Annotated in this window: 17 protein-coding genes; 7 read left to right on the forward strand and 10 right to left on the reverse strand. The window is 70.2% G+C overall.

Annotated elements, in window-relative coordinates:
• Positions 1 to 59: 59 nt before the first annotated feature.
• The 4 genes from HNQ61_RS12950 (at position 60) to HNQ61_RS12965 (ending at position 4,286) form a co-directional block, all read left to right on the forward strand.
• Entirely contained in the window at positions 60 to 1,796 is a 1,737-nt protein-coding gene (locus HNQ61_RS12950; RefSeq protein ID WP_170033514.1) for an alpha/beta hydrolase, read from the forward strand.
• 72 nt (positions 1,797 to 1,868) lie between these two features.
• Positions 1,869 to 2,135: a hypothetical protein gene (locus HNQ61_RS12955; protein WP_170033516.1), complete on the forward strand. Its 267-nt coding sequence runs from the start codon at positions 1,869 to 1,871 to the stop codon at positions 2,133 to 2,135.
• A 476-nt stretch (positions 2,136 to 2,611) separates the two neighbouring features.
• The gene (locus HNQ61_RS12960) at positions 2,612 to 3,346 is read left to right on the forward strand and encodes a nuclear transport factor 2 family protein (protein ID WP_170033518.1); all 735 of its coding nucleotides are present in this window, start codon (positions 2,612 to 2,614) and stop codon (positions 3,344 to 3,346) included.
• A 124-nt stretch (positions 3,347 to 3,470) separates the two neighbouring features.
• On the forward strand, positions 3,471 to 4,286 hold the full coding sequence (locus tag HNQ61_RS12965) for a helix-turn-helix domain-containing protein (RefSeq protein ID WP_170033520.1): 816 nt from the start codon (positions 3,471 to 3,473) through the stop codon (positions 4,284 to 4,286).
• Between the two features lie 600 nt (positions 4,287 to 4,886).
• Here the strand turns inward: HNQ61_RS12965 and HNQ61_RS12970 are convergent.
• The 9 genes from HNQ61_RS12970 to HNQ61_RS13010 all read right to left on the reverse strand — a co-directional run bounded on the left by HNQ61_RS12970 (position 4,887) and on the right by HNQ61_RS13010 (position 18,985).
• Complete coding sequence (locus HNQ61_RS12970; RefSeq protein WP_170033522.1) at positions 4,887 to 5,459, reverse strand: DUF2721 domain-containing protein; 573 nt, start codon at positions 5,457 to 5,459, stop codon at positions 4,887 to 4,889.
• A 249-nt stretch (positions 5,460 to 5,708) separates the two neighbouring features.
• Positions 5,709 to 6,488 carry a S8 family peptidase gene (locus HNQ61_RS12975; protein WP_240978652.1) on the reverse strand — a complete coding sequence of 260 codons (780 nt, stop codon included), beginning with the start codon at positions 6,486 to 6,488 and terminating at the stop codon, positions 5,709 to 5,711.
• Positions 6,489 to 6,493: 5 nt separating this feature from the next.
• Positions 6,494 to 7,693 (reverse strand): HlyD family secretion protein, encoded by a 1,200-nt coding sequence (locus HNQ61_RS12980; RefSeq protein WP_170033526.1) that lies wholly within the window; start codon positions 7,691 to 7,693, stop codon positions 6,494 to 6,496.
• Between the two features lie 13 nt (positions 7,694 to 7,706).
• On the reverse strand, positions 7,707 to 9,560 hold the full coding sequence (locus HNQ61_RS12985) for an ABC transporter transmembrane domain-containing protein (protein WP_170033528.1): 1,854 nt from the start codon (positions 9,558 to 9,560) through the stop codon (positions 7,707 to 7,709).
• A 169-nt stretch (positions 9,561 to 9,729) separates the two neighbouring features.
• Positions 9,730 to 9,885 carry a hypothetical protein gene (locus HNQ61_RS12990; protein ID WP_170033530.1) on the reverse strand — a complete coding sequence of 52 codons (156 nt, stop codon included), beginning with the start codon at positions 9,883 to 9,885 and terminating at the stop codon, positions 9,730 to 9,732.
• A gap of 102 nt (positions 9,886 to 9,987) precedes the next feature.
• The gene (locus HNQ61_RS12995; protein WP_170033532.1) at positions 9,988 to 12,048 is read right to left on the reverse strand and encodes a lanthionine synthetase LanC family protein; all 2,061 of its coding nucleotides are present in this window, start codon (positions 12,046 to 12,048) and stop codon (positions 9,988 to 9,990) included.
• Positions 12,049 to 12,080: 32 nt separating this feature from the next.
• On the reverse strand, positions 12,081 to 13,130 hold the full coding sequence (locus HNQ61_RS13000) for a thiopeptide-type bacteriocin biosynthesis protein (RefSeq protein WP_170033534.1): 1,050 nt from the start codon (positions 13,128 to 13,130) through the stop codon (positions 12,081 to 12,083).
• Complete coding sequence (locus HNQ61_RS13005; protein WP_170033536.1) at positions 13,127 to 16,294, reverse strand: lantibiotic dehydratase; 3,168 nt, start codon at positions 16,292 to 16,294, stop codon at positions 13,127 to 13,129. The genes HNQ61_RS13000 and HNQ61_RS13005 overlap by 4 nt, the downstream gene beginning before the upstream one ends.
• A 771-nt stretch (positions 16,295 to 17,065) precedes the next feature.
• Positions 17,066 to 18,985 carry an ABC-F family ATP-binding cassette domain-containing protein gene (locus HNQ61_RS13010; RefSeq protein ID WP_170033538.1) on the reverse strand — a complete coding sequence of 640 codons (1,920 nt, stop codon included), beginning with the start codon at positions 18,983 to 18,985 and terminating at the stop codon, positions 17,066 to 17,068.
• A 235-nt stretch (positions 18,986 to 19,220) separates the two neighbouring features.
• Here HNQ61_RS13010 and HNQ61_RS13015 point away from each other — a divergent pair, with 235 nt between their 5' ends.
• Both HNQ61_RS13015 and HNQ61_RS13020 read left to right on the forward strand, forming a co-directional pair.
• Complete coding sequence (locus HNQ61_RS13015; protein ID WP_170033540.1) at positions 19,221 to 21,467, forward strand: AAA family ATPase; 2,247 nt, start codon at positions 19,221 to 19,223, stop codon at positions 21,465 to 21,467.
• Positions 21,464 to 22,510 (forward strand): 5-methylcytosine restriction system specificity protein McrC, encoded by a 1,047-nt coding sequence (locus HNQ61_RS13020; protein WP_170033542.1) that lies wholly within the window; start codon positions 21,464 to 21,466, stop codon positions 22,508 to 22,510. Before HNQ61_RS13015 ends, HNQ61_RS13020 begins: the two co-directional genes overlap by 4 nt.
• Before the next feature lie 45 nt (positions 22,511 to 22,555).
• On the opposite strand, the gene HNQ61_RS13025 is transcribed toward HNQ61_RS13020, so the two are convergent.
• Positions 22,556 to 22,825 (reverse strand): hypothetical protein, encoded by a 270-nt coding sequence (locus HNQ61_RS13025; RefSeq protein WP_170033544.1) that lies wholly within the window; start codon positions 22,823 to 22,825, stop codon positions 22,556 to 22,558.
• Between the two features lie 448 nt (positions 22,826 to 23,273).
• Here HNQ61_RS13025 and HNQ61_RS13030 point away from each other — a divergent pair, with 448 nt between their 5' ends.
• The gene (locus HNQ61_RS13030) at positions 23,274 to 23,567 is read left to right on the forward strand and encodes a hypothetical protein (protein WP_170033546.1); all 294 of its coding nucleotides are present in this window, start codon (positions 23,274 to 23,276) and stop codon (positions 23,565 to 23,567) included.
• Positions 23,568 to 23,705 lie beyond the last annotated feature (138 nt).

Genomic DNA, 23,705 nt, shown 5'->3' on the forward strand with positions numbered 1-23,705 from the left:
TTGCGGAGCGGACCGGCACGGCTGGACGCCGCCGCACCCGTCCCCGACCACTCCCCGCCATGATCCAGCGACCGTTCCGTCTTCTCGCGCTGCTCCTGCTCTCGCTCGCGTCCACGCGCGTGGACGCGCAGGGCGGCGGACTCGTTCTGCGCGCGTGCACGCTGCCGGGCGTGGCGGGAGAGGCGCGGTGCGGCACGCTGCGCGTCCCTGAGAACCGGGACCTTCCGGGCGGCCGCATGCTGGACCTGAATGTGGTGGTGCTCCCGGCGCACTCCGGCGAGCGGGCGCCGGACGCGGTCACCTTTCTGTCCGGCGGGCCGGGGCAGGCCGCCACGCCCATGGCCTCGTGGCTGAACGCGCAGTTCGGCGCGCTTCGCGACACGCGCGACATCGTGCTGATGGACGGGCGCGGCACCGGCGCGTCGGCCCCGCTCAACTGCGAGATGCGCGACCCGGCGGACCCGCGAGCGCTGGCGGGCGACTTTCTCCCGGTGGAGGCGGTGCGGCGGTGCCGCGAGCGGCTGTCCGGACAGGCGGACCTGGCGCGGTACACGCTCCCCGAGTTTGCGCGCGACCTGGACGACGTGCGCGCCGCCCTCGGCTACGAGCGCCTGAACCTGCACGGCACCTCGTTCGGGACGCGCGCGGCACAGGTGTATCTGCGCATGTACCCGGACCGCGTGCGCAGCGTCGTCCTGCACGGCGTCGTTCTTCCCGGCGCGGCCACGCCGCAGGCGCACGCGCGGGATGCGGAGGCAGCGCTGGCGGGAACCGTGCGCGACTGCATGGCCGATCCCGCGTGCGCCGCCGCCTTTCCGCGTCTGGAGGATGAGGTGCGGACGGTGGCGGCGCGGGTGCGGCGCGGCCCGGTGGAAGTCTCGTACGTGGACGCCGAGACCGGGCGCGTGACGCTGAGCCTGTCGCGCGGCACCGTGGCGGAAACCGTGCGGAAGATGCTGTACGCGCCGGGGACGGCCAGCCGTCTTCCGTTCGTCATCCACCGCGCGGCGGGGGGAGATTGGACGCCGCTGGCGAGCGCCGCCGTGTCGGACCGGCGGATGATGAGCGACGCGGGATGGGGGCTGTTTCTGTCCGTCACCTGCACGGAGGACGTGCCGTATCTGGATACGCTCGCCGCGCGTGCCACGGAATCCACGACGCTGCTGGGCGCCTATCGCGTGCGGCAGCAGGTGGACGCGTGCCGCGGCTGGCCGCGCGGCGAACTTCCGGCGGGCTACCGCGATCCGGTGCGCTCCGCCGTGCCCGCGCTGATCCTGGCCGGGGAGATGGATCCCGCCACGCCGCCGCACTGGGCTGACTCGGCGGTCGCGGGGCTGCCCAACGCGGTGCGGATCGTGGTGCCACGCGCCGCGCACGCGTACCACGGCATGCCCGGCGCGGACTGCATCGACCCGCTGGTCGTGGAGTTCATCCGGGCGGGCAGCGCGCGCGGGCTGGACACGTCGTGCATCGCGCGGGTTCGGCGGCCGGCATGGATCGTGGACGAGCCGCGGCCGGTGGAGGTGGATTCCCTGTCGCTGGCGCGGCTGACGGGCGTGTTCGTATCCGCGCAGCCGCCGCTGGAGATGGAAATCGTCCAGCTGCGGGGCGGGCTGCGGGTGACGTTCAGCGGCGGCAATCCGCCGATGTCCCTCATCCCCATTTCCGCCACGCGCTTTGCGATCGAGGGGGCTCCGGGGGTGGAACTGAGCTTCATGCTGCATCACGGCTTCATGCGCGGGGTCACCGTCACCACGCCGGACAGGCCGCCCATGCATATGTCGCCCCGGCGCTGAAAGGATCGTGGCGCGGCGGATGCGGAGGGAGGCGCGCTCCGGGCTGGCCCACCACGATCCGCGGAGGCGACGATGGCGAAGTGCGAGGTGTGCGGGAACGAGTACTATCTCTCGTTCGAGGTGATTACGGCGGGGAATCGCCACGTGTTCGACAGCTTCGAATGCGCCATCCACAAGCTGGCACCCGTGTGCGCGCACTGCGGATGCAAGGTGCTGGGGCACGGCGTGGAGGCGAACGGCACGTTCTACTGCTGCGCGCACTGCGCCCGCGCGTCCGGCGCCGAGGACGTGGCCGACCACTCCGCGACCTCGCCGCGCGGCCTGGAAACCGGCGCCTGACCGTCCGCGCCATGTCTGATGACGAGAGCCCCGGGACCGCGCATCGGTCCCGGGGCTCTGCGCGTGGGCGAGTTGAAGAGGATCGCGGCGGATTCATCTGCTCCGTCAGGAGTTGGGGCGGCCCGTCGCTCGTTCATGCAGGCTTTGGCGCCGCCGCGGGCAGCCCTCACCCCCCGGGCCCCTCTCCCGCAAGCGGGAGAGGGGGAGACCTCAGCGTGGGGGCAGGCTTTACTCCGCGTCCGCAATCCGGGATCGGATAAGGCTTCGCAGCACGTCGTGCGGGCTTCCGGTTGCTGCGGCAGATCCATGTGCTCCCGTGCAGCTCCAATCCCGCCATCCACCGGACATGCGAATCCATCATCCCCATTACCCGGCGCGTAATTGAGCGCATCCATCCCACCCGGTAAGGTTGACCCACGGCGGCGCACGAAAGCCGCCGCACGTGGATCAAGACACCCCTCGCCGGAGACGTGACGATGATGGATGCCACCCGGATTGCCGAGCAGTACCTGGAAGCGTGGAACGAGGTTGATGGCGATCGCAGGCGCGCGCTGATCGCCCGCACCTGGGCGGAGGATGCGAGCTACGCCGATCCGATGATGCAGGCGCAGGGCGCGGACGCCATCGACGCCATGATCGGCGGGGCGCAGCAGCAGTTTGCGGGGCACCGCTTCACCGTGCGGGGCACGCCGGAGGGCCACAACGGCCGCGTGCGCTTCTCGTGGTCGCTTGCCGCGGCCGGCGCGGCCCCCGTAGCGTACGGGACGGACATCGCGGTGATCGGCGAGGACGGGCGCTTTCGCGAGGTGACGGGCTTTCTGGACACCGTTCCCGCCACGGCCGACGCGGGATGGACGGTGGATGACTTCGCCCGGTTCTGGGGCGCGCCGGACCTTTCGCTCATCGGGCAGGGCGTGGCGGACGACGCGGTGGCGTACTGGCCCGGCCGCGACACGCCCATCCGCGGCGGCGAGAACTACGCCCGCCCGCTGCGCGCCCTGCTGGAGCGAGTTCCCGACTTTCGCCTGGAAGTGGCGGAACACGCCAGCAACGGCGACGCCGTGTTCATCCGCTGGATCGCGCGTGGAACCGACGCCGGAGAGCCGCTGGAGTTCACCGGCGTGGACATCGTCCGGCACCGCGACGGGCTGGTGACGGGCAACCGCATCTTCTGCGATCACCCGCTGGTGCGGGAAGTCGCCGCGGCCTGATCTCGCCGCGTTTTGCGGATCAAATGACGCTCATCCCGGGACTCCTGCAATCGCGGAGTTCCGGGATTCATCTCGCCATCGCGCTGCCCGCGATGACCATCATCCGCCACGAACGTACTTCGCAATGACCGTCGCCGAGGCCGAATCACCGTTCGGCGCGATCCTTCGCCGGTGGCGCGCGCACCGGCACCTGAGCCAGCTGGCGCTCGCGCTCAAGGCCGATACGTCGCAGCGGCACCTGAGCTTCATCGAGTCCGGGCGCGCGCGGCCCAGCCGGCAGATGGTGCTGCATCTGGCGGATCACCTTCAGCTTCCGCTGCGCGAGCGAAACGGGCTGCTGCTGGCGGCGGGATACGCGCCGGTGTTCGCGGAACGCCCGCTGGATGACCCCGCGCTCGCCGCCGTGCGCGACGCGGTGGCGCTGGTGCTGCGCGCGCACGAGCCGCTGCCGGCGCTGGCCATCGACCGGCACTGGAACCTGATCGCGGCAAACGCGGCCATCGCTCCCCTGCTGCGCGGCGTGGCGGAACCGCTGCTGCAGGCGCCCGTGAACGTGCTGCGTCTAAGTCTGCATCCGGATGGATTGGCGCCGCGCATCGTTAACCTGGCGGAGTGGCGGGCGCACCTGCTGGAGCGGCTCGCCCGGCAGATCGAGGCGAGCGCCGATCCGGTGCTGTCGGAGCTGCTGGATGAACTGACCGGCTATCCCGCGCCGCGGGTGGCGAGATCCGCCGCGGAAGCGCCGGGGAGCGCCGCCGTGTTCGTGCCCATGCAGCTGGATACGGAGGATGGCGTGCTCTCGCTCATCAGCACGACGACGGTGTTCGGCACGCCGGTGGACGTGACCGTCTCGGAACTGGCCATCGAAAGCTTCTTTCCCGCCGATGCCGCGACCGCGGAACGGCTGCGCGGCATGGCCGCCGTGCCCCTCGAGAGCTGAGGTTCCGGCCTCTCCTTTTGCGTCGAGCACGACGCCCACAGCACCGGAGGCCACGGCACACGCTCCTTCAGGATCACATGGTGTGGGGCCGCATGATGCCAGACGCCGTCGGCGTCATCCTGAGGAGGCGCCGGACGATGCGGCCGCCGCGCCGAACCCTGGCGCCGACGAAGGATCTGCTCTCCCCGCGAGAACGGGCGTGCGTGTCGCGAAGTTGGCTCGGCGGGAAAGTAGATCCTTCGGTCGCGCATGAGCCGGCGCGGCGGAGAGGCCGGCGCGCGCTCCCTCAGGATGACATGGTGTGGGTTGTAAGTGGCCGCGGGACAACATCATGTCATCCCAGGATGACATGGTGTTGTGCTGACTAACCTCTGGCCGCCGCCGGCCACGTGATGCGCATCGGCAACAGCTCCATCCAGCCCACGGGGGCGGCTCGGCGGACCAGCAACCGCTGGCCGCCGCAGTCCGCGAAGGCGGACTTCGTGCTGTTCCAGCGGCGAATTCATTCGCTCCTGGACGGCGGCCGCGCCGGGTTTGCCGGCCCGGCGTGTGCGGTTCAACGACGGAGGACCGCACGCTGTTTCCGCCGTGGCTCGAACGTCACTCGGCCGGGTCGCCGCGCTCGCGCCGCCAGCGGCGAAAGGTGCGGCGGGGCGGAGTGGCGGGGGTGAGCGCCGGGCCGTAGTGCTCCCCGATCCGCCGCACGAACTCCATCTCCTCGTACACCGACCGCAGCGACAGCCGCGACTCCAGAATCAGCAGCAGGCTGGCCCAGAACAGCAGCGCCGCGCCCGTCATCCCCAGCACCAGCGCGATCCACGCGTACCCCGTGCCCAGCGCAGCCACCACCCCCAGCGTGGTGCTGGTGGCGATGAAGATGGCCAGCGCCATGTACAGCCGCGTGAGCGCCCGCGTCAGCAGCTTGGTGCGCCGCGCGGTGCGCTCCAGCAGGTGCAGCAGCAGTTCGCGCTCCTCGCCCAGCATGGTGCGGTCCTCGTCCGCGTCCGCCAGGTCCACCAGGCTTTCGGTGATGGATCGCGTGCGGTCCACGGCGCGCGTCAGGCGGTTGCTGGTGGCCAGCACCAGCGAACTGCTCGCCAGGATCAGCACCGCGGGCGTGACCATGGCCGACAGTGCGGCCAGCGTGGACGAAAGTTCAAACGTGTTCTGCATCCGGGTCCGCCGGCGTGAATGACAATGCTCCGTATCCCCCACAACGTGCGGCGCGCGCGCCCGGGGTCAAGGGCTTCGGTGGATGATGAACGAAAACCGGGCCTCCCGCGCAGTGCGTGGGAGGCCCGGCTGATCGTCCGCCGAGGGCTGATCGTTGGTCAGTGGATGATCGCCCACCGAGGGATGATTGTCCGTCGAGAGCTGATCGTCCGCCGATGGATGATCGTACGTCCAGGGATGGCCGTCCGCTCAGCGGCCCGGCGCGTCCGCGTTCGGCAGCGCGAAGCCGGCGAGCATCTCGCGCACCTCCTCCAGCGTGGCGCCCGGGTGCCGCTCCAGAATGAGCGCCACGATTCCCGCCACGTTGGGCGCCGCGAAGCTGGTGCCGTGCTTCACCACGCGCCGCCCGCCGATCCACGTCACCGGCTGCTCCACCCCCCACGCCTCCACCTCCACCTTCATCTCGTCCCCGGTGTGAAAGCGGAAGTCGAAGGGCGAGTCGAAGCGGCCGGCGCACACGCCGATCACGTTCTCAAAGATGGCGGGATAACTGGCGCCGCCCCCGTTGTCGTCCGCCGCCACCACGATGATCCCCGCGCGCCGGGCCTTTTCGCACGCGGCGTACAGCGGAATCAGCGCGCTTTCCAGCCGCGTTCCCAGGCTTACGTTGATGACCTGCGCGCCGGCCTCCATGGCCCACAGCATGGCCGCCTGCAGCGTGCCGGGCGACGTTTCCAGCACCTTGCCAAAGACGCGGACGGGAATGACCCGCGCGTCCGGCGCCACCCGCAGCACCAGGTCCACGCACGCCGTTCCGTGCCCCAGCACGTCGCTGTCGTCGTCGTTCTGCGCCAGGGCGAAGTCGTCCTCGGGGTCCACGAACGAGATCCCCGGCAGCACCCGCGCGTCGCCCAGCGCGCGGTCGTAGCCGCTGTCGATGACGGCCACGCGGATCCCCGCCCCCGTGGCGCCGCCCAGCACGTCGCGCACCCACGCCGCGGGCACCGGCGGCTCATCCAGCATCTCCATACCCGTCACTTGCGCTCCAGCTTGTCCATTACGTACATCCACGCCAGCTCCAGAATGCGCCCGCTGCGGGTGACGATGTTGGCCTGCACGCTGTAGCCGCGGCGAAACTGCTCCAGCTCCGCGCGCTCGGCCTGCTTCTGGTCCAGCGCGGCGATCACCCGGTACAGCCCCGGCCCGCCCGGCGCCGTGGCCCCCGCGCCGCCGCCCTCCGCCGGCGACCCGGCGCTCACCGGCTCCGAGGCGATGGAGGTGATGTTGGCCTCCAGCTGCCGCCGGTGCGCCTGGTCAAACGCCTGCACCTCCAGCCGCACCCGGTCGCCGCGCTTGATCTTGTTCACGTCGCGCTCGGGGATGAGCATGGTGACCCGCCAGTCCGCCAGGTCGCCCACCTCCATCAGCGTTTCGCCCTCGCGGATCAGCGAGCCGGGAAGCCGCCGCTCCACCTCGTCCGTCAGCACCACCCCCGCCGCCGGCGCCGTGACCACGGTGCGCCCCAGCCGCTCGCGCGTTTCGGCGATCTGCGCCTGCAGCCGGTCCATCTCCGTACCCGTCTTGCGCTCGTCGTAGCCGCGCAGCGCCAGCATGGACGACTCCGTTCCCGTCATGGCGATTTCCGCCTGTGCCGCGCGCACCGCGCCCACCGCCAGGTCCAGCGTCACGTGCTGCCCCGGGCGCCAGGCCGCCAGCAGCGAATCCACGTTTTCGCCCACGTCGTGCTCCACCATGCGCTGCAGCAGGGTGGCGCGCGCGGTGGTGAGGCGGGCGCGGGCGCCGGCCAGCTTTTCCGACTGCTGCTGCTGCTCCAGCGGCGTGGCCGCGGCCGAGCGCTCGCGGTCGATGCTGGCCGAACGCAGCTGCGCCTCGAGCTGCGCCAGCTGCGTGCGCATGGCCAAGCCGTCCAGCTCCAGCACCGGCGTCCCCATCTGCACCGTGTCTCCCGTGCGCACCAGAACCCGGCTCACCACGCCGGCGGCCTGCGCGCGCACCGGCCACAGCCGCACCGGCTCCAGCACGCCCGACGCCTTTACCGTCACGTCCATGCGCACCGTGGCCGCCACCACCAGCGCCACCACCAGCAGGAGGGCGATGGTGCCCAGCGTAATGCTCACGCTGCGCTTTACCAGCCCCACCCCGGGCTGGCCGTCGTCGCCCAGGTTGGGCAGGCGCAGGGGAATGACCTTGTTGTTGTCGGGTGCCGCGCTCATGGCAGACGTCTCCTCAGCTCGCGGCCGGGGCAACGGCGCGCAGACGGCGCCCGTCATCCGCCGGCGTATCCAGCCCCAGCAGCACGCGGTACGGCTCGCAGTCGCGCACCAGGTCGGCGTGCGCCCCCGTGCCCGCCACCCGCCCCGCGTCCATCACGATGATCTGGTCCGCCAGCGACGCCGTGGCCACCCGGTGGGTCACGAAGATGACCGTCTTTCCCTCCAGCCGGGCGAACAGGTCGCGCAGGATCTCCGTTTCGGTGGCCATGTCGATGTTGGACGTGGCCTCATCCAGCAGCAGCACCTTGGTGTCGCGGATCAGGGCGCGGGCCAGCGACAGGCGCTGGCGCTGCCCGCCGGACAGGGTGCTTCCCCACTCGCCCACCGGGGTGTCGTACCCCTCGGGAAGCCCGCGGATCAGCGGCTCCAGCCGGCACAGCCGCACGGCGTCGTCCACCGCGGACTTGGCGGGGTTCTCGGCGCCCAGGGTGAGGTTGTCCCAGATGGTACCCTGCAGCATGCTGAACTCCTGCCACACCACCGAAATCTGGCGGCGCAGGTCCGGCAGCGGAATGGACTGCGCGGGGATCCCGTCAAAGAACACCTGCCCGCTGGTGGGCTCCTCCATGCGCGTCAGCAGCCGCAGCACCGACGACTTGCCCACGCCGCTGTGGCCCACGACGGCGGTGATCATCCCCGGCGGAAAGTGCATGTCGATGTCGTGCAGCACCTGCTTTTCGGCCGAGTAGCCGAAGCCCAGGTCGCGCATGCGGATGTCGCCCTCCAGAAAGTGCCGGATGGGCTCCGGGGCCACGTACGCGGTGGCCGGGTCCTGCTCGGTGGGCTTGTCCAGGTACTCGAACATGCGCCCCAGGCTCACCGCGGACTGCTGGAACTCGCCGAACAGCCCGGTGATCTGGGCCATGGGGTTGTACAGGTAGCCGATGTACGCGCTGAACGCGATGTACGAGCCCAGCGTCAGCTCCTGGCTGATGATGAGCTTCCACGCGTACCAGGTGTACAGCGCCGTGCCCCCCGCGCGGATGACGGAGTTGATGGCGTTGAAGAACTGCCCGTAGCCGCCGGCCTTGAGCTGCACCGCCAGCGCGCCGCGCATCTGCGTCTCGGCGTGCGAGTACACGTAGTGCTCGCGCGCCATCGCCTTGAGGCTGCGGATGTGGCTCAGCACCTCCACCTGAAACGCGCCCAGCTCCGCGTACGCTTCCGCGCTCTTCTTCCAGTAGCGCCGCATGACCCGCGCGCTGATCGTCGTGAGCAGCACCGTGGCGGGAATGGTGATGAGCGCCACGATCGCCAGCTTCCACTGCAGCAGAAACAGGAAGGGCGGAACCAGCACCAGGTACGCGCCGTTGACGAACAGCGTCTCGAACACGCGCGACACCGTGGTCAGCGAGCTGCGCACGTCGCCGAAGCGGCTCATGATCTCGCCCACCCGGTGCTCGTCAAAGAAGCGGACGGGCAGGTGCTGCAGGTGGTTGAAGAAGAGCAGCGAGGTGGCGTTGCCCAGGTGCGAGGTGGTGTAGTTGCTGAAGTAGCCCCGGATGGCCCCCATCACCGCCTGGGCGACGGACACGGCCATGATCCCCGCCACCAGCACCTGCATGAGCGACACGGAGCGGGTGGGATACACTTCGTCGATCAGCAGCTTGCTCAGGTACGGGGTCACCATCCCGAACACACCGAGCACCAGCCCCAGGGCCATGCCCTTGGCCAGCGCCCCCCAGTACGGCCGGATGAGCCGCAGAAGGCGCATGAACTGCTGAAACGCCTCGCGAAGAGGCGGAATATCTGCGCGCGGAGGCGCCATGGCGGCGTTCAGGTTGGCGGGGCATGCCCCGGACTGCACGGGCCGGCGCTTCGTTTCCGGCCATCATCTAAATATAATGCGGACACCGGCTTCCCGCACCGGGCACGGCGTCCACGTGAACCACCGGGACGGTCGCGCGCGTGGAGCTGCCGGAGGGAGGACGTCGCCGGGCCGGGGCGGGTGCCCCGGCCCGGCGCTCACGTGCGGCTCAGCAGGTGCTGGTTTCGCACAGCCGCGTGGGGCACGCGTCGATCGCCGAGCACATCGGCGTGCGCAGAATCATCTCCGCCACCGGGAGCTGCGCTTCCGCCGCCTCGAACGACTCCACCGACAGCTGGTCCACATCCAGTCGCATGGTCCTCATCTTCATCCCCCGGTCAACTCGGTTCCCGCATTCCCGGCGCGGGTGCGCCGGGACTCCGCGACACGGAGCCGCGTCCGCCGGACGCGCCCCGCACCTCCCGGCCTACGCCGCGGGCGCCAGCTCGCGCTGCACGCCCAGGAAGCCGGCGCGGTAAGCCTGTCCCACCTGCTCCATCACCCGCGTCTGCAGCCAGCCGCGGTCCACCTCGCCGGCGCCGCCCGACACCGCGGCGGCCACCGTTTCCACCACCTCGTCCACCGTGGAGGGCTCGCGCACGCGCTGCAGCACCACGGCGGCAAAGGGGCTCAGCTTGCGCACCTGCACGGCGCCGTTGGTGAACTGGATCAGAAAATACACCTCGTCCTCTTCCGGCGCGCCGCTGGCGTCCCCGTCCAGCCAGGGGTCCCAGTCCCAGCGGGTGGCCACCACCCGCGCCCGCGCCGACAGCTCCAGCCGCCCCTCGCTCCACTCCACCTCGTCCGGGGCCAGCCGCGCCAGCGCGTCGGTGTACTCGCGGGTGAAGTCCGTGACCGTGGCGGCCAGCTCGTAGCGGGTGCGGTCCACCAGAAAGGCATCCTCCAGCAGCTCGCTCTGCTCCCCCGCGGAGGCGGCGTAGGCGGCCAGCGCGTCGTACGCCCGCTCCACGTCGGAGCGCACCGGCGCGGCGCCCATGGGCTCGTGCGGAAGCACGGCGTCCACGTCCACCCCCAGCGCGGTCCAGGCGCGCAGCGTGTCGCCGAAGTGCTCGCGCACGGAGCGTTCGCGCATTTCCGCGTACCCTTCCGCGCCCGCCCGGCCGCCCTCGGCGGCGGCGGCCGTGGCGTCCGGCGCGGTCACCAGCAGCGGGGTGGGCACTTCCGGGTGCGCCAGGCGCAGCAGGAACATGCCGATGCCGGACTCGCCCAGCAGCAGCCCGGGGTCGGACACGGCGCCCATGGTTCCGCAGGGCCAGGGGGTGCCGCCCTCGCTTTCGTGCCGCGCGATCCCGGTGAGGGCCGCGGCGCGGGCCGGCTCCAGCAGCGCGGGCTCGTTCAGCACCGCGGCGCCGTAGACCAGCGTTTCGGCGTTGCCGCCGCGGCCGTGGCAGTACGAATAGTTGCCGGCCATCTCCGAGGCCAGCGACCGCTCCACGTTGGTGAAGGCGGCGCGCGCCTCGGCAAGGTACAGCGGATCCCCCAGCAGCTGCCACGCGCGCACCCGGCTGAGCCCGATGCCCGGCGCGCCGTGGCACCAGGCGCTCATGTACTTGCCCTCGTGCACGGGAAGGGTGCCGCCGGCGCGCAGCAGGTCGCGCAGCTCCTCCAGCCGCCCCTCGAACTGGTACTCGCCCAGTTCCGAGTGGCGCAGGTCCGGCCAGTTGCACTCCGTCTCGTTGAAGAAGCGCCGCTCGTACAGAAACGCCTGCTCGGCCCCGTAGCGGAAACGCCCGTCGCCGGTGGCCGCGTACAGTTCCAGCAGTCCGTGGCCGATGCCGGCGGCGCCGTGCGCGTAGCCGTTCAGGTTGCGGACGCTGGAGTTGCGCATGGTGGCCCAGCTCCACCCGTCGGCGTCGCGCGTGGCCGTCTGGATCATGTGCTCGCCGATGGCGACGGCCATCCCCATCACCAGATCCCGGTCCACCCGCCCCGCGATCTGCAGAAGCGCGGGAAGCGCGCCGCCGCCCCCGGCGATCACGTCCAGCCCCGTGTCGTGCGCTTCCTTGCCCGCCAGCGGGCGAAGGAGGGCCTCGGCCTCGGCGAACAGTTCCGGGTGGCCGGTGAGCTCGCCCACGCGTACGGCGGCCCAGGCGATCCCCGGCCGGCCGCTGTGAAAGCCGAAGCTGTTTTCGGGAAGCGTCGCGCCCGTGTCCAGCGAGGTGCGGATGGCGCCCAGCGCGGTGCGCAGCAGGTCCTCTCCGCCGCGGACGGCGTACATCTCGGCCAGGAACAGCGCGATCCCCGCCGTTCCCTCGTACACGGTACCCGAGGCGAGGGCGGGAACGGCGCGGCGGGTGCCGGGGTTTTCGCGGTCCGGCTGCATCACCGTCCACGTGGCCGCGTCGCCGGTCCACTGCGCGGTCTGCACCAGCCGGCCCGCGATGGCGGTGGCGGCGTTCAGAAACGGCTGGGTGTCGGTGGCGGTGCTGGGGTCCATCGTCATGATCGGCTCGGGTTGCTCGGACACGGGATGCGGAACGGGCGGCGCGGAGGCGGCGGTCAGGCCGTCTCCTCCTCCACCGCGGCCAGGGGGCGTACCAGGGCGCGGTTCACCAGAAAGGCCAGGTAGCTTTCTTCCTGAATGGTGATGCCCAGGCGGTTGTTCATCATGTGCGCGTAGCTGGGCACGATCCCCTGCACCACGCGCTCCCACGTTTCCGCCGGGGCGCCGCCCACGCGCACGCGGCCGGCGTCCACCAGCGCGCGCAGTTCGTCGCGGCGGGCGCGGCACCCGGCGGCGTACGCGTCCAGCGTGTCGCTGATCTCCTCGTCCTCGTCCAGCCGCGCCCACACCTCGTCCACGTACTCGGCCAGGGTGCCGGACTGCTGCTGGAATCCCTGGTCGAATGCGTTCAGGTAGCTTTCGCGGCCGCCGTCTTCCGAGGCCAGGGAGCGCAGGTAGCTGGTGGAGTACATGTGCCCCCACGCCGCGCCGCGCTCGCGGTCGCCGCAGTAGACGTGCACCAGCACCACCATCGACAGCAGCCCCTTGCCCAGCCGCGACGACCGCTCGGCGCCCAGCTTGGCGGTAAGGTCGAACGCCGCGTCGCTGGACACCTGGAACAGCTGCTCGGCGATGGGGAGCGCGTCCTCGCCGCCGTAGCGCTCCGTTTCGCGCTCGTACGTGACGCGGGCCAGGTGGGTGACGCGCACGGGCTCGCCCTCCGGCCGGGGCGCGGGCATCACGCCCGGCACCGCGTCCAGCACCACGCCGGGATTGGACTGGCGCACGTGCTCCACCAGCGCGGGCCACACCGTTTCCTGCAGCACGCGCGGGTCGCCGTGCAGGCGCAGGCGCACGTGCGGGCCAAACTCGCTGTAGCGGATGAAGAAGTGCCCGTCCGCCCATCTCTCGGCCATGACGCGGCGGACAAACGGCTCCACCACGTCCACGACGATGCGGTCGCAGTCGGCGGTGTAGATCCACCCGTCCAGGAACAGGTAGACGCTCAACCAGGGATCGGCGGGGTCGAACTCCGGCTGGGGCGGCGCCGTGGGCGCCGGGGCCTGGAATTCCGCCAGTTCCGGGGTCTGCACGGGATCGCTCATGACGCGGCCAGCACTTCCTCCGCCGCGGCGGCGGGGGTGGAGGCGGTGCCGCCGGGATAGTACAGCTGCACCACCAGTTCGGTGGCGTACGCCTCGCCGTCGTGCCGGGCGAGGGCGCCGCGGTCGGGATAGCGCTCCTCCAGCACCGCGGTGAAGTTCTTGAGCCCCGTGGCCACGCGGCCCAGAAGCGCGACCACCAGCGGGTTGCCGAAATCCACGAACTGCGGCTTGTAGAAGTCGCGCGACGGCTGCGTGACCTTTTTTGCCGCCGCGGCCTGCGCGGCGGCGTCGGGCGCCTGCCCCTCGGCGGCGGCGGGTTCTTCGCCCGCCTCCTCCACCGGATCGGCAACCTCTTCCTCGGCATGGCCCTCGTAGCCGGGGATTTCCGCGGCGGCGTCGGCCGCGGGTTCCGGCTGGGCGGGGGCGCCGGGCTGCGCGGGCTTGGGGTCGGGAAGCGGCTGCATGCGCAGGTACGCCGTTTCCGGAATCCCCTGCTCCGCCCGCCAGCGGTTGGCGCGCAGAAAGAAGTCGGCGCCGCTTTCTTCCGGCCGCCGCTGCGGAAACAGCACGCTCGGGATCGTCCACCGCCGGCGCGCCAGCACCAGCCGCCCGAAGGTGATGCGCGGCCGGTGCACGATGCGCGGCGCGGGCGCCTCCGGCACGGCGGCGTCAGCCGGAGCGCCCTCGGCCACCGGCGCGGCTCCGGCCTGGTCTGCATCCGCCGGAGCCGCGGCTCCCTGACCCGCATCCGCCTGCACGGCATCGGCCTGGACCACGTCCGCCTGACCCGCGTCCGCCTGAGCTTCGGCATTCTGGACGGCGTCCGCCTGAGGCACGGCATCGGCCTGGGCTGCATCCACCTGACCCGCGTCCGCCTCCGCCACCAGGGCGGCGGAAGGCGCGGGGGGACGCGGCGCTTCCAGCGTGTCCGGGATCGGCGGGGCGAACATCACCGGCGGCGTAAAGCGCGACAGAAGCTGGTACAGCGGCGGCCGCATGCGCGGGTTCAGGAATCCCAGGTCCACGGGAAGCACGCGCCGCCCGGTGGGGCCGTGCATCAGGCAGAGCGCCTGCGGATCTTCCGGATCCGGCTGCACCATGATTTCGCTGCTGCGAAGCTGCTGCTCCGTCGCGCCGCTCTCGCCGGTGGGGTAGCTGATTTCCCACTCCAGCAGCGGGGGATGCAGGTTGGCGTTGAACTGGGCGTCGCCGCAGATCTCCGCCACCAGGTCGCTGCTGAGCGCCGCGTTGGCCGTGCGCACGTCCTGCTGCACGTCGTCCGGCAGCATGTACAGAAAACGCGAAAAGTACTTGCCGTACCCCGCCGTGTAGCTGGCGGACTGCAGCACCACGGACGGATCGCCGTCCGCCGCGCCGCCGGGAACGAGCAGGGCGAACGCGCCCATGGAGCGCGGAACGGCGCTCACCGTTTCGGCGCCGGCCACCGCCGCCTCGATCTGCTCCGTGGTCAGGTCCAGCGTTTCGGCGTCCGGCGCCGCGCTCCACGCCTGCCGGTACAGCTCGGCGATGCGCGTGCGCACCTTGCCCATCTCGCGGATCACATCCAGCCCGAACGGGTTGCCCACGTCGTACGGCGCCTCGCCCTCGGCGGGCGGACGGCCGCGCTGCTGCTCCTTTTCCACGTGCGCCTTGAAGTGCTCGCGGTAGAAGTCCTCGTAGAACTTCAGCAGCGGCACCGGCGCGGAACTGCCGTAGTACGACTCAAAGAAATGCCGCATGGTGGCCTGTTCCGCGCGAGGCCACGCAAGGCGGGCCGTCAGCCGCACCCAGGTGTCCAGATCGCTGAAGGCGCGGCGCACCCCCGGCGTGAGCGCGATGGACGCGGACGCGTCGCTGGTGGCGTCCTCGTAGAACGGCATGTCCCTGCGCAGCCGTCCGGTGATTTCCATCGCCTCCAGCGCGCTCAGGATGACGGCGTGCATGTCGTCGATGATGGCCGCCCGCTCCTCCACCCCCGCCTCGCTGTAGCGGGCGACGCGCTCGCGCAGCCCGGCCAGCAGCTCGGCCGTGCGGTGCGCGTGCTCGTCGTCCATCGCCAGAAGCAGCTCGCGGAAGGGGAGGTCCCAGTCCGCGTCCTGCTCGCGGATGCCGGTGTGAAAGCGCAGGAAGCCGATTTCGATCAGCTTGTTGAGGTACGCCTCTGCTTCTTCCGGCGTGGCGTCGATCTCGGGGTCGCTGCTGAGGGCGCTGATCAGGTCGCCCAGCGTGGGTGCCTGCCCGTCCTGGAAGCGCGAGGCGATCAGCTGCAGCACCTCGTTGTCGGCCAGGCGCTGAAAGACTTCGCGGCCGTCGATGGCGGTAAGGAACACCAGCCGCTCGTTCTCGGCGCGGATCGTGGGATTGCGCTCCACCCGCAGCGCGTGCCGCACGCCGGAGCGCGTCTTGAGGTGATCGAACAGCAGGCCGTACAGGAACTTGTTGATGCGCACGAAGCTGCGCTTGGCGCGCGGCGAGCCGCTGAAGCGCGTCTCCCCCTCGCCGCCCTCCGCCTGGCCTTCCACGAAGGTGCCGGGGATGATGGCGCAGAAGGTGGCGAACGGGGTGGCCTTGGCGGCCATGCGCGTGTAGTAGCGCAGCAGCCCGCGCTCCGTCTTTTCGTCGCGGCCAGTGAGGCTGCCGGAGGCGGCGGCGCTGGCGTAGCGGTCCAGGTGCCCGTACAGCGCGCGGCTGCTGACCAGAACGCCCTTGCGGAAGTCGGAGTCGCGCACGAGGGCGGCAAAGCGCGAGCGCAGCGCGGCCGTCTCGCTGTCGTACGCGGCGCGGACGCGGGCCTCCAGTTCGCGGCCCTGCTCCAGGTCGGCGGCGGCGGCGCGCACCTGCTCCACGGCCTCGGCGTCCAGCGCGGCTTCGGCCTCGGCCATGCGCGCGGGGGTGGGCGCCTTGCCGTTGTACAGGTCGCGCTTGAGGGCGATCAGCCGGTTGCGCGCGGGCTTGTCGGGCGCGGTGCCGATGGCGGTGAACAGCCGGTGGCTCACGGCTTCGCGGCCGGCGGCGATGCGGGCCTCCACCTGCGCCAGTTCCGCGGTCAGGCGCAGGGTTTCCGCCGCGCGCAGTTCATCGACCGTGTCGACGGGGGCGCCGCCCACCCGGCAGACGAAGCGGTAAAAGAGGGAATCCGCGCCGGACTGCGCGGCGTCATCCATCCAGGGTTCCATGTGGCTTGGTGCGGCTGAGCCGGGTGCCCGGCGTGGAAAGCGGCGGAAGAAGAAAGTGCCCACCCGCGCGCCGATCGGGGTCCGTGGTTCCCGCGGCGTGGCGCGATGCGGCCTCCGGCGCAGGAAGCCGGAGGGAAAACATGCGCGTTTGATCGAACCTAATCACCATTTGCGCGGCCCCGCAAGCCCGCGAGCCGCCACTTTTCCAGTGCTACGCGGTGTGTTGCAGCAGGGTTCCTGAAAGGGCGCGGCCCGTGACCGAAGTGGACGCGAACCGGGAGGGCGGAACTGAGGGTGGGCGTGGGAAAAGGATGAGGGTTGCCAGCGCGTTCCTGTCGCGTCTTTCTGCGCCGCGGTTACGCGGAACGCCAGCCCTCGCGTGAGCGCGGCCTGGCGCCTGCAGCCGCGGCGCACCGGAGCGCGTGGGCACGCGCAGCCGCACGCTGGTCGTACGTCCACGCTGACGTTCCCGAACCGCTGGTCCTTTCCCGACACCGGTCCTGCCCGGGCGCCAATCGTTCCCCAAACTGCCAGCCGTTCTCCCGAACAACGCCGCAAGGCGTCATCCTGAGGGAAGCGTGCGCCGCCCTCTCCACCCCGCCGAGTGCCGCGCGACCGAAGGATCTGCTATCCGCCGAGCCGGCGTCGCGTATCCCACGCCCGTTCTCGCGGGGAGAACAGATCCTTCGTCGGCGCCAGACCGCGGCGCGACAGACCCATCATCCGGCGCCTTCTCATCAGGATAACGTCGGTGGGGCGTCAGCCCGCGAGTTCCTCCAGCTCGGCCCAGCGGGCGTAGAGGACGTCCACCGCCTCGCCGGCTTCGCGAAAGGCGGACGTGACGCGGGCGAGTTCATCGGCGGGGCCGGTGTAGAGCGCGGGATCGGCCAGCCGCGCGGACAGTTCTTCCTTGCGCGCCTCGGCCTTTTCAATGGCCGCCTCCATCCCGTCCAGCTCCTTCTTTTCCTTCCAGCTCAGCTTCTTTCCGCCGTCCGCCTTGGCCGCGGCGGTCGCGGCCGTCGCCTTTCGCGCCTGCGTATGGGCCTGCGCGGCCTCGGCGGCCTCTGCCTCGCGCTGCTCCTTGAGGCGGCGGTACAGGTCGTAGTTGCCCGCGTGGCGGCGGACGGCCCCGTCTTTTTCAAAGACGATGAGCCCCGTGGCGACCTTGTCCAGAAAGAACCGGTCGTGCGTCACCACCACCACGCACCCGCCGTAATCCGCCAGCACCGACTCCAGAACCTGCAGCGTCACCAGGTCCAGGTCGTTGGTGGGCTCGTCCAGCATCAGCAGGTTGGCGTCCTGCAGAAAGAGCCGCGCCAGGAGCAGCCGGTTGCGCTCTCCGCCGGACAGCGAGCGCACCACCTGCCGCTGCTTCTCCGGCGGAAAGAGGAACGTTTCCAGGTAGCTGCGCAGGTGCGTGCGCTGCCCCGCCACCATCACCCAGTCGGAATCCGCGGCGGCCTCGTAGACGCTGTGCTCGGGATTGAGGTCCTCACGGCGCTGGTCGAAGTAGGCGATGCGCGTATTCTTGCCGATCTCCACCTCGCCGGAATCCGCGGGCTCCTGACCCAGGATGATGCGCAGCAGCGTAGTCTTTCCCGCCCCGTTCGGCCCGATGATGCCGATGCGCTCTCCGGCGGACAGCATCGTATCCAGATCGCGGATGAGCGTGCGCTCGCCAAAGCTCTTGCGGACGTGGTGCAGATTGAGGACGGTGCGGCCCAGGCGCGGTGCCTCGTTCATCGCCATTTCCACCGTGGTGCGGTTGGGCAGGCGCTTTTCCTTCTGCTCCGCCTCCAGCCCGCCCAGCCGCCCGATGCGCGCCTTCTGCTTGCCCGTGCGCGCGGAGGGCGAGCGGCGCACCCACGCCAGTTCCTGCGCAATCAGCTTCTGCCGCTTCGCTTCTTCCACCGAGGCGCGCTCCATCCGCTCCGCCTTGGCCTCCAGGTACTCCGTGTATCCGCCAGGATAGCCCACAAGCTCGCCGGTGGACACCTCCAGCATGCGGGTGACCACGCGGTCCAGAAAGTAGCGGTCGTGGGTGATGAGCATGACCGCGCCCGGATACGACTCCAGGTGCTCCTCGAGCCACGCGGTGGTGTCGGCGTCCAGATGGTTGGTGGGCTCGTCCAGCAGCAGCAGTTCCGGCGCCTGCAGCAGCACGCGGGCCAGCGCCACGCGCTTGCGCTCGCCGCCGGACAGCCCTTCCACGGGCCGCTCCCACTGCTCCACGCCCAGCCGGGTGAGCACGTTTTCCATCTGGTGCTCGTAGTCCCACCCGCCCAGCGAGTCGATGCGGCCGGCGGCGCGCTCCTGCCGGGCCAGCAGCCGGTCCACGTCGCCAGTGCCAGCGGCCAGCGCCTCGCCCACCGCGTGGTATTCGCGGATGGCGTCCAGCAGGTCCGGCTTGCCGCCCGCGACCGTGGACAGGATGGTGGCGCCGGGCTCGAACTCGGGTTCCTGCGAAAGGTAGCCGGTGCGGATGCCGCGCTGAAACGCCAGCGTGCCGCCCTCGTGCCCTTCCAGCCCGGCGACGATGCGGAACAGGGTGCTCTTCCCCGATCCGTTGACGCCGATGAAGCCGACCTTTTCGCCCTCGTCGAGCGCGAACGAGACGCCGTCGAAGACGACGCGGGTGCCGTAGCTCTTTCGGAGCTCCTGTACGTTGAGAACGTTCATGGGGGCGAAACTAACCGGAACGGCAGGGAATAGGGAATAGGGAATGGGGAATAGGACAGGACGGGTCGGACGACGGGGTGCGGCGCGTCGTCGGGCATGGCACCGAGGAGCCGGGCAGCCGTCGGCGCGGGCGGAATCCGGGCCCCGCCCGTTGACGCCCGATCTGCCGCGATGTAAATGATCCAGACGTGTCCGAATCCGTGTTTATCACGAACGTTCATCAAGGCTGTTGATCATGGCTCGCTGGCACAGATCACCGCAGGTACTGGAGGCTGCCGCCGAGTGGCGCGACCGCTGTCTGATGCAGGACGGTTCCATCCTGTCCGGCCGCAGCCTGTGGACACTGGATAATCTGGCGTACCTGGAGCAGTACTTTACCCGCAACCTGGACACCGGAACCGGTCGCTTCCTGGAGAAGCTGCAGGAACAGCTCGCGCCCGCTCCCCCCGAAGCCAAGCAGCTCGCCGCGGAGATGCTGTGGCTGCTGTACCTGAGTGTAAGCGAAACCTCCATGCGGGGCGGAACCAAGCGGCTGCAGATCCGCGACGCGTGGCAGTGGTCCCGCGAGCCGCTGCCCCACGCCCCGGCCGTGCTGGGCGAAGTTCTCGACCAAGGCGTGGCGAACCCCGGAACGGGCTTTCAGACGCACCGGTGGCGCGAACTGGTGTTCGTCATCGACTTGGCGCAGCGCTGGAAGCGCCAACCGGTCCCGGTGCAGCGTGTGTTGATCGAGGATCCCTGGAGCTTCGCGCGCTGGGTGGACAGCATTCCGTCCAGCCGCGGGCGGCAGTTCCGCCACATGCTCCTGTATTTGCTCTTTCCGGAACACTTTGAGCGCGTGGTCACGGGCAGCCACAAGGAGTTGATCATCCATGAACTGCTCCCGGAAACCGGCCACATCAACGCCGACATCAACTTCGCCGACCGCGCCGCGGTGGATCAGTTGCTCTACGAACTGCGCCCTGACCTCCAGCAGCGCTACGGCCCGGAGATGGACTACTACACGGAGCCGCTGCGCAGCCGGTGGCTCGCCCCCAAGGTCCGGCCCCCGGCCAGCGCGCGCGTGACGCCCGCCGAACCCGCGGCCCAGCCGGTTCCCGCCTCCTACGACGTGCGCGTGTGGGTCATCGCGGCGGGCGAGGGCGCGCGGCTGTGGCCGGAGTTCGTCGAGAACGGGATCGTCGCCATCGGGTGGGACTACCTGGGCGACCTTTCGTCCTTCGCCAGCCACGAAGATGTCCTCGCCGCGATCCGCGCGGAGGAAGGGGGCAATCCGTCCAACAACGCCAACGCCTGCTGGCAGTTTTCCCACGATGTCCGTCGCGGCGACGTCGTGGTCGTCAAGAAGGGGCGGCAGACCCTGCTGGGCTACGGCATCGTCACCTCGGACTACCGCTTTGATGAGGGCCGGTCGGAGTATCAGCACACGAGGTCCGTGAACTGGCGCCGGCTCGGCTCGTGGACGCTTCCGCCGGAGCACGGCGTGGTACCCAAGACGCTCACGGAGTACACGCCGTATCCGGAGTGGGTGCACACCGCGTTCAGGCTGATGGACGGGCCGGTCGCGCCCGTCGATGGCGGGCACGAGGTTTCCGCCGGTCCGCCGGAGCCCCTGCCCTACACCCGCGAGGACGCCGAGAGCGATGTGTTCCTCGAGGCAGACGTGCTCACGTCCATTCTGGACGCCCTGGCGCGGAAAAAAAACGTGATCCTGGAGGGAGCGCCGGGCGTGGGCAAGACCTACGCGGCCCGGCGGATCGCGTGGGCGCTGATGGGGACCAGAGACGGTGCGCGCGTGGAACTGGTGCAGTTTCACCAATCGTACGGCTACGAGGAATTCGTGCAGGGCTGGCGGCCGGCCGCGGGCGGGTTCGAGCTGCGCGACGGGATCTTTCACCGTTTCTGCGCGCGCGCCGCCGCGGACCCGGACCGGCCGTACGTGTTCATCATTGATGAAATCAACCGGGGCAACCTGAGCAGGATCTTCGGCGAACTGCTGATGCTGATCGAGGCGGACAAGCGCGGTCCCGAGTTCACCGCCACGCTCGCCAACTCGCCCGACGAGCGGTTTCACGTGCCCGCCAACGTTCACATCCTGGGGATGATGAACACGGCCGACCGGTCGCTGGCGATGGTGGACTACGCGCTGCGACGCCGGTTCAGCTTCATCCGCATGGAGCCGGCGTTCGGCAGTGAACGCTTCATCAATCACCTGATCGCCAGGGGGATGGAGGAGGACATGGTGCGCCGGGTGAACCGGCGGCTGGTGGAACTCAACCAGGTGATCAGCGACGACCAGCGCAACCTGGGGCCGGGCTTCCAGATCGGGCACAGCTACTTCGTCCCCGCGGAGGGAACGGAGCAGCTGGACGGCGCGTGGTACGAACACATCGTGCGGCAGGAGATCCGCCCTCTGCTGCGCGAATACTGGTTCGACCAGCCGGACCAGGTGGAGGCACACGTAGCGCGGCTGCTCTCGTGACCACGGTACCGGTGGAGAACGTGTACTACCTGCTTCTGTACGCGTGGGACCGCATTCGCGACGCGGACACGGAGGCGGTGTCGCGGCGGGGCTATACCCGGTATCAGGATCTGTTTGCCCACGTGCTGGCCGATTCCGTCACCCCGCTGGTGACCCGCGGGCTGGACCGCGGCTACCAGTTGCGGAGCGACGAGGTTGCGGGGGTGCGCGGCAGGCTGGACCTGGGCTCCACGCTCAGATCGAACCTGCATTCGCGCGGCCGTACGCGGTGCGAGTTTGACGAGCTTACCGACGACGTGCTCCACAACCGCATCGTCCGGGCGACGATCCGGCTGCTGCTGGACACGGAACTCGACGACAGGAACAGAAAGCGGCTCAGGGTGCTGGACCAGCGGATGGGCGGGGTGTCGCACGTCAGGGTCACCGGCCGCGACCTTACCCGCGTTCAGCTGCACGGGAACAACTCCGCGTACGACTTCGCGCTGGGAATCTGCCGCATCGTGCACGACAATCTGCTGGTGGGACGCGGCGGGGCGCTCCAGTTCCGCGGGTTCCAGGCCACCCCGCAGCAGATGGGAAGCTTGTTTGAGGCGTTCATCTTCAACTTCCTGAAGCGCGAGCAGAGCGCCTACGATCCCACCCGGCCCCACCTGGACTGGCACGACGCGGGGGGAACGCCCGCCAGCCGGGCCTGTCTGCCGAAGATGAAGACCGACCTGGTTCTGCAAGGCTCAGGGCGCCGCATCATTCTGGACTGCAAGTTCTACGGCGAGCCGCTGAAGAGCGGGACGGTGAATTCCAGCCACCTGTACCAGCTCCTCGCCTACCTGGCGAATGCGGCGGCCGCTGACGGCGAGGCCGCGTACGAGGGCTTTCTGCTGTATCCCATGGTGACGGAGCGGATTGCGCTCAACTACCAGCTGAACGGGTTTCCCATCACGATCCGTTCGCTGAACCTGAACCAGCCGTGGGAGGGGATTCACAACGAGCTGCTCGGAATGCTCCCGCCCCCCGCGAACCGGAAAGCCTCCGCGGCGGCGTAGCGGGCCGGACCCACGCCTGGCGCGAACCGGACTTTCATCCCGAAATCATCGCGGACGCCCGGACGCTGTTCGGACGCCGTGGGTGCGCCGTGCGGGTCGCGGCGGATCAGGACGGTGGAGCATCCGGCGCGGGCAGGATGCCGTGCGGACGGCGACGGCGGGCTCGGGCCGGGCGCCGGGCACGTCCGTGCCGATCCACCGCGTGCCCACCAGACTGTCGTTCCGCGCGCGGAACTGGAACGACATCCCCCACAGGCCGTCGTTGCGCAGCAGCCACACGTCCCCGCCGCGCGACACGTACCAGTACGCGCCCACGGCGGCCGGCCGCCGTGGGCGCGAAGCGGGCGATGCGCATTCCGGGACGCCCGGCGTTGAGCCGCGTTTCGGGCACGGTGTCAGTACGACCTGCTCGTTGCCCAGGGTTTAGCACCCCGCCAGATCACGCCACCTGTTGGACGCCGCATCCGGCTCTCCGGGACGCGCGGCGCGGTTCCCCGCGCAGCCGGCGGCTCCCGCCAGCGCCAGAACGAGCAGAGCTTGCCGTACGCGGGGCATCATTCCTCTCCGGGGCTGGGGCGACGGGTCCGGGCTGCGCCGGTGGATGGCAGAAAGCTGGTGATGCCCCGGGATGGATGCAATTCGGCGGCGGAGCGCTGCCGGAACCATCGCTCCGCCCCGGCGTACGGAAACGCCCGGCGGCATGAGGAATGCGCCCCGGCCGGCGCTTCCGCCGTTCGCAATCACCGCAGGACCGTGGTACCCGATGCTGCTGCTCTGGATCGCGTTCATCTTCGTCGCGTTCGTCTCCAAGTTCCTGCTGGCGGTAGCGATGTGCTACCTGATCTTTCCCGCCGAACGCACCTGCGACGAGTGCGACGCGGAAACGCTTCCCGTCCGCATGGGTCTGGCGGGGCGCACGATGTCGCGCATGATGATGGGCAAACTGCAGCGCCGCTGGTGCCCGCGCTGCGGATGGGAAGGCATGACGCGCACGGACGGAAACGCGCCCGCTCCCGCCCTGCCGCTCACCGATCCGCCCAGCCCGGCCCGCCGCTGATCGCCGCATCCTCTGCCTCGGTCCGCGCCGATGCTTCTACCGCATCTCACGCGGGGGTCGCGGGGGTACGCGGAGGTCGCGGAGGAACAGCGACACACAGAGGGCTCACACAGAGTCAACCGTAAAGTTTCTGTACTC

It is taken from the genome of Longimicrobium terrae, assembly GCF_014202995.1.
GTDB classification, from domain to species: Bacteria; Gemmatimonadota; Gemmatimonadetes; order Longimicrobiales; family Longimicrobiaceae; genus Longimicrobium; species Longimicrobium terrae.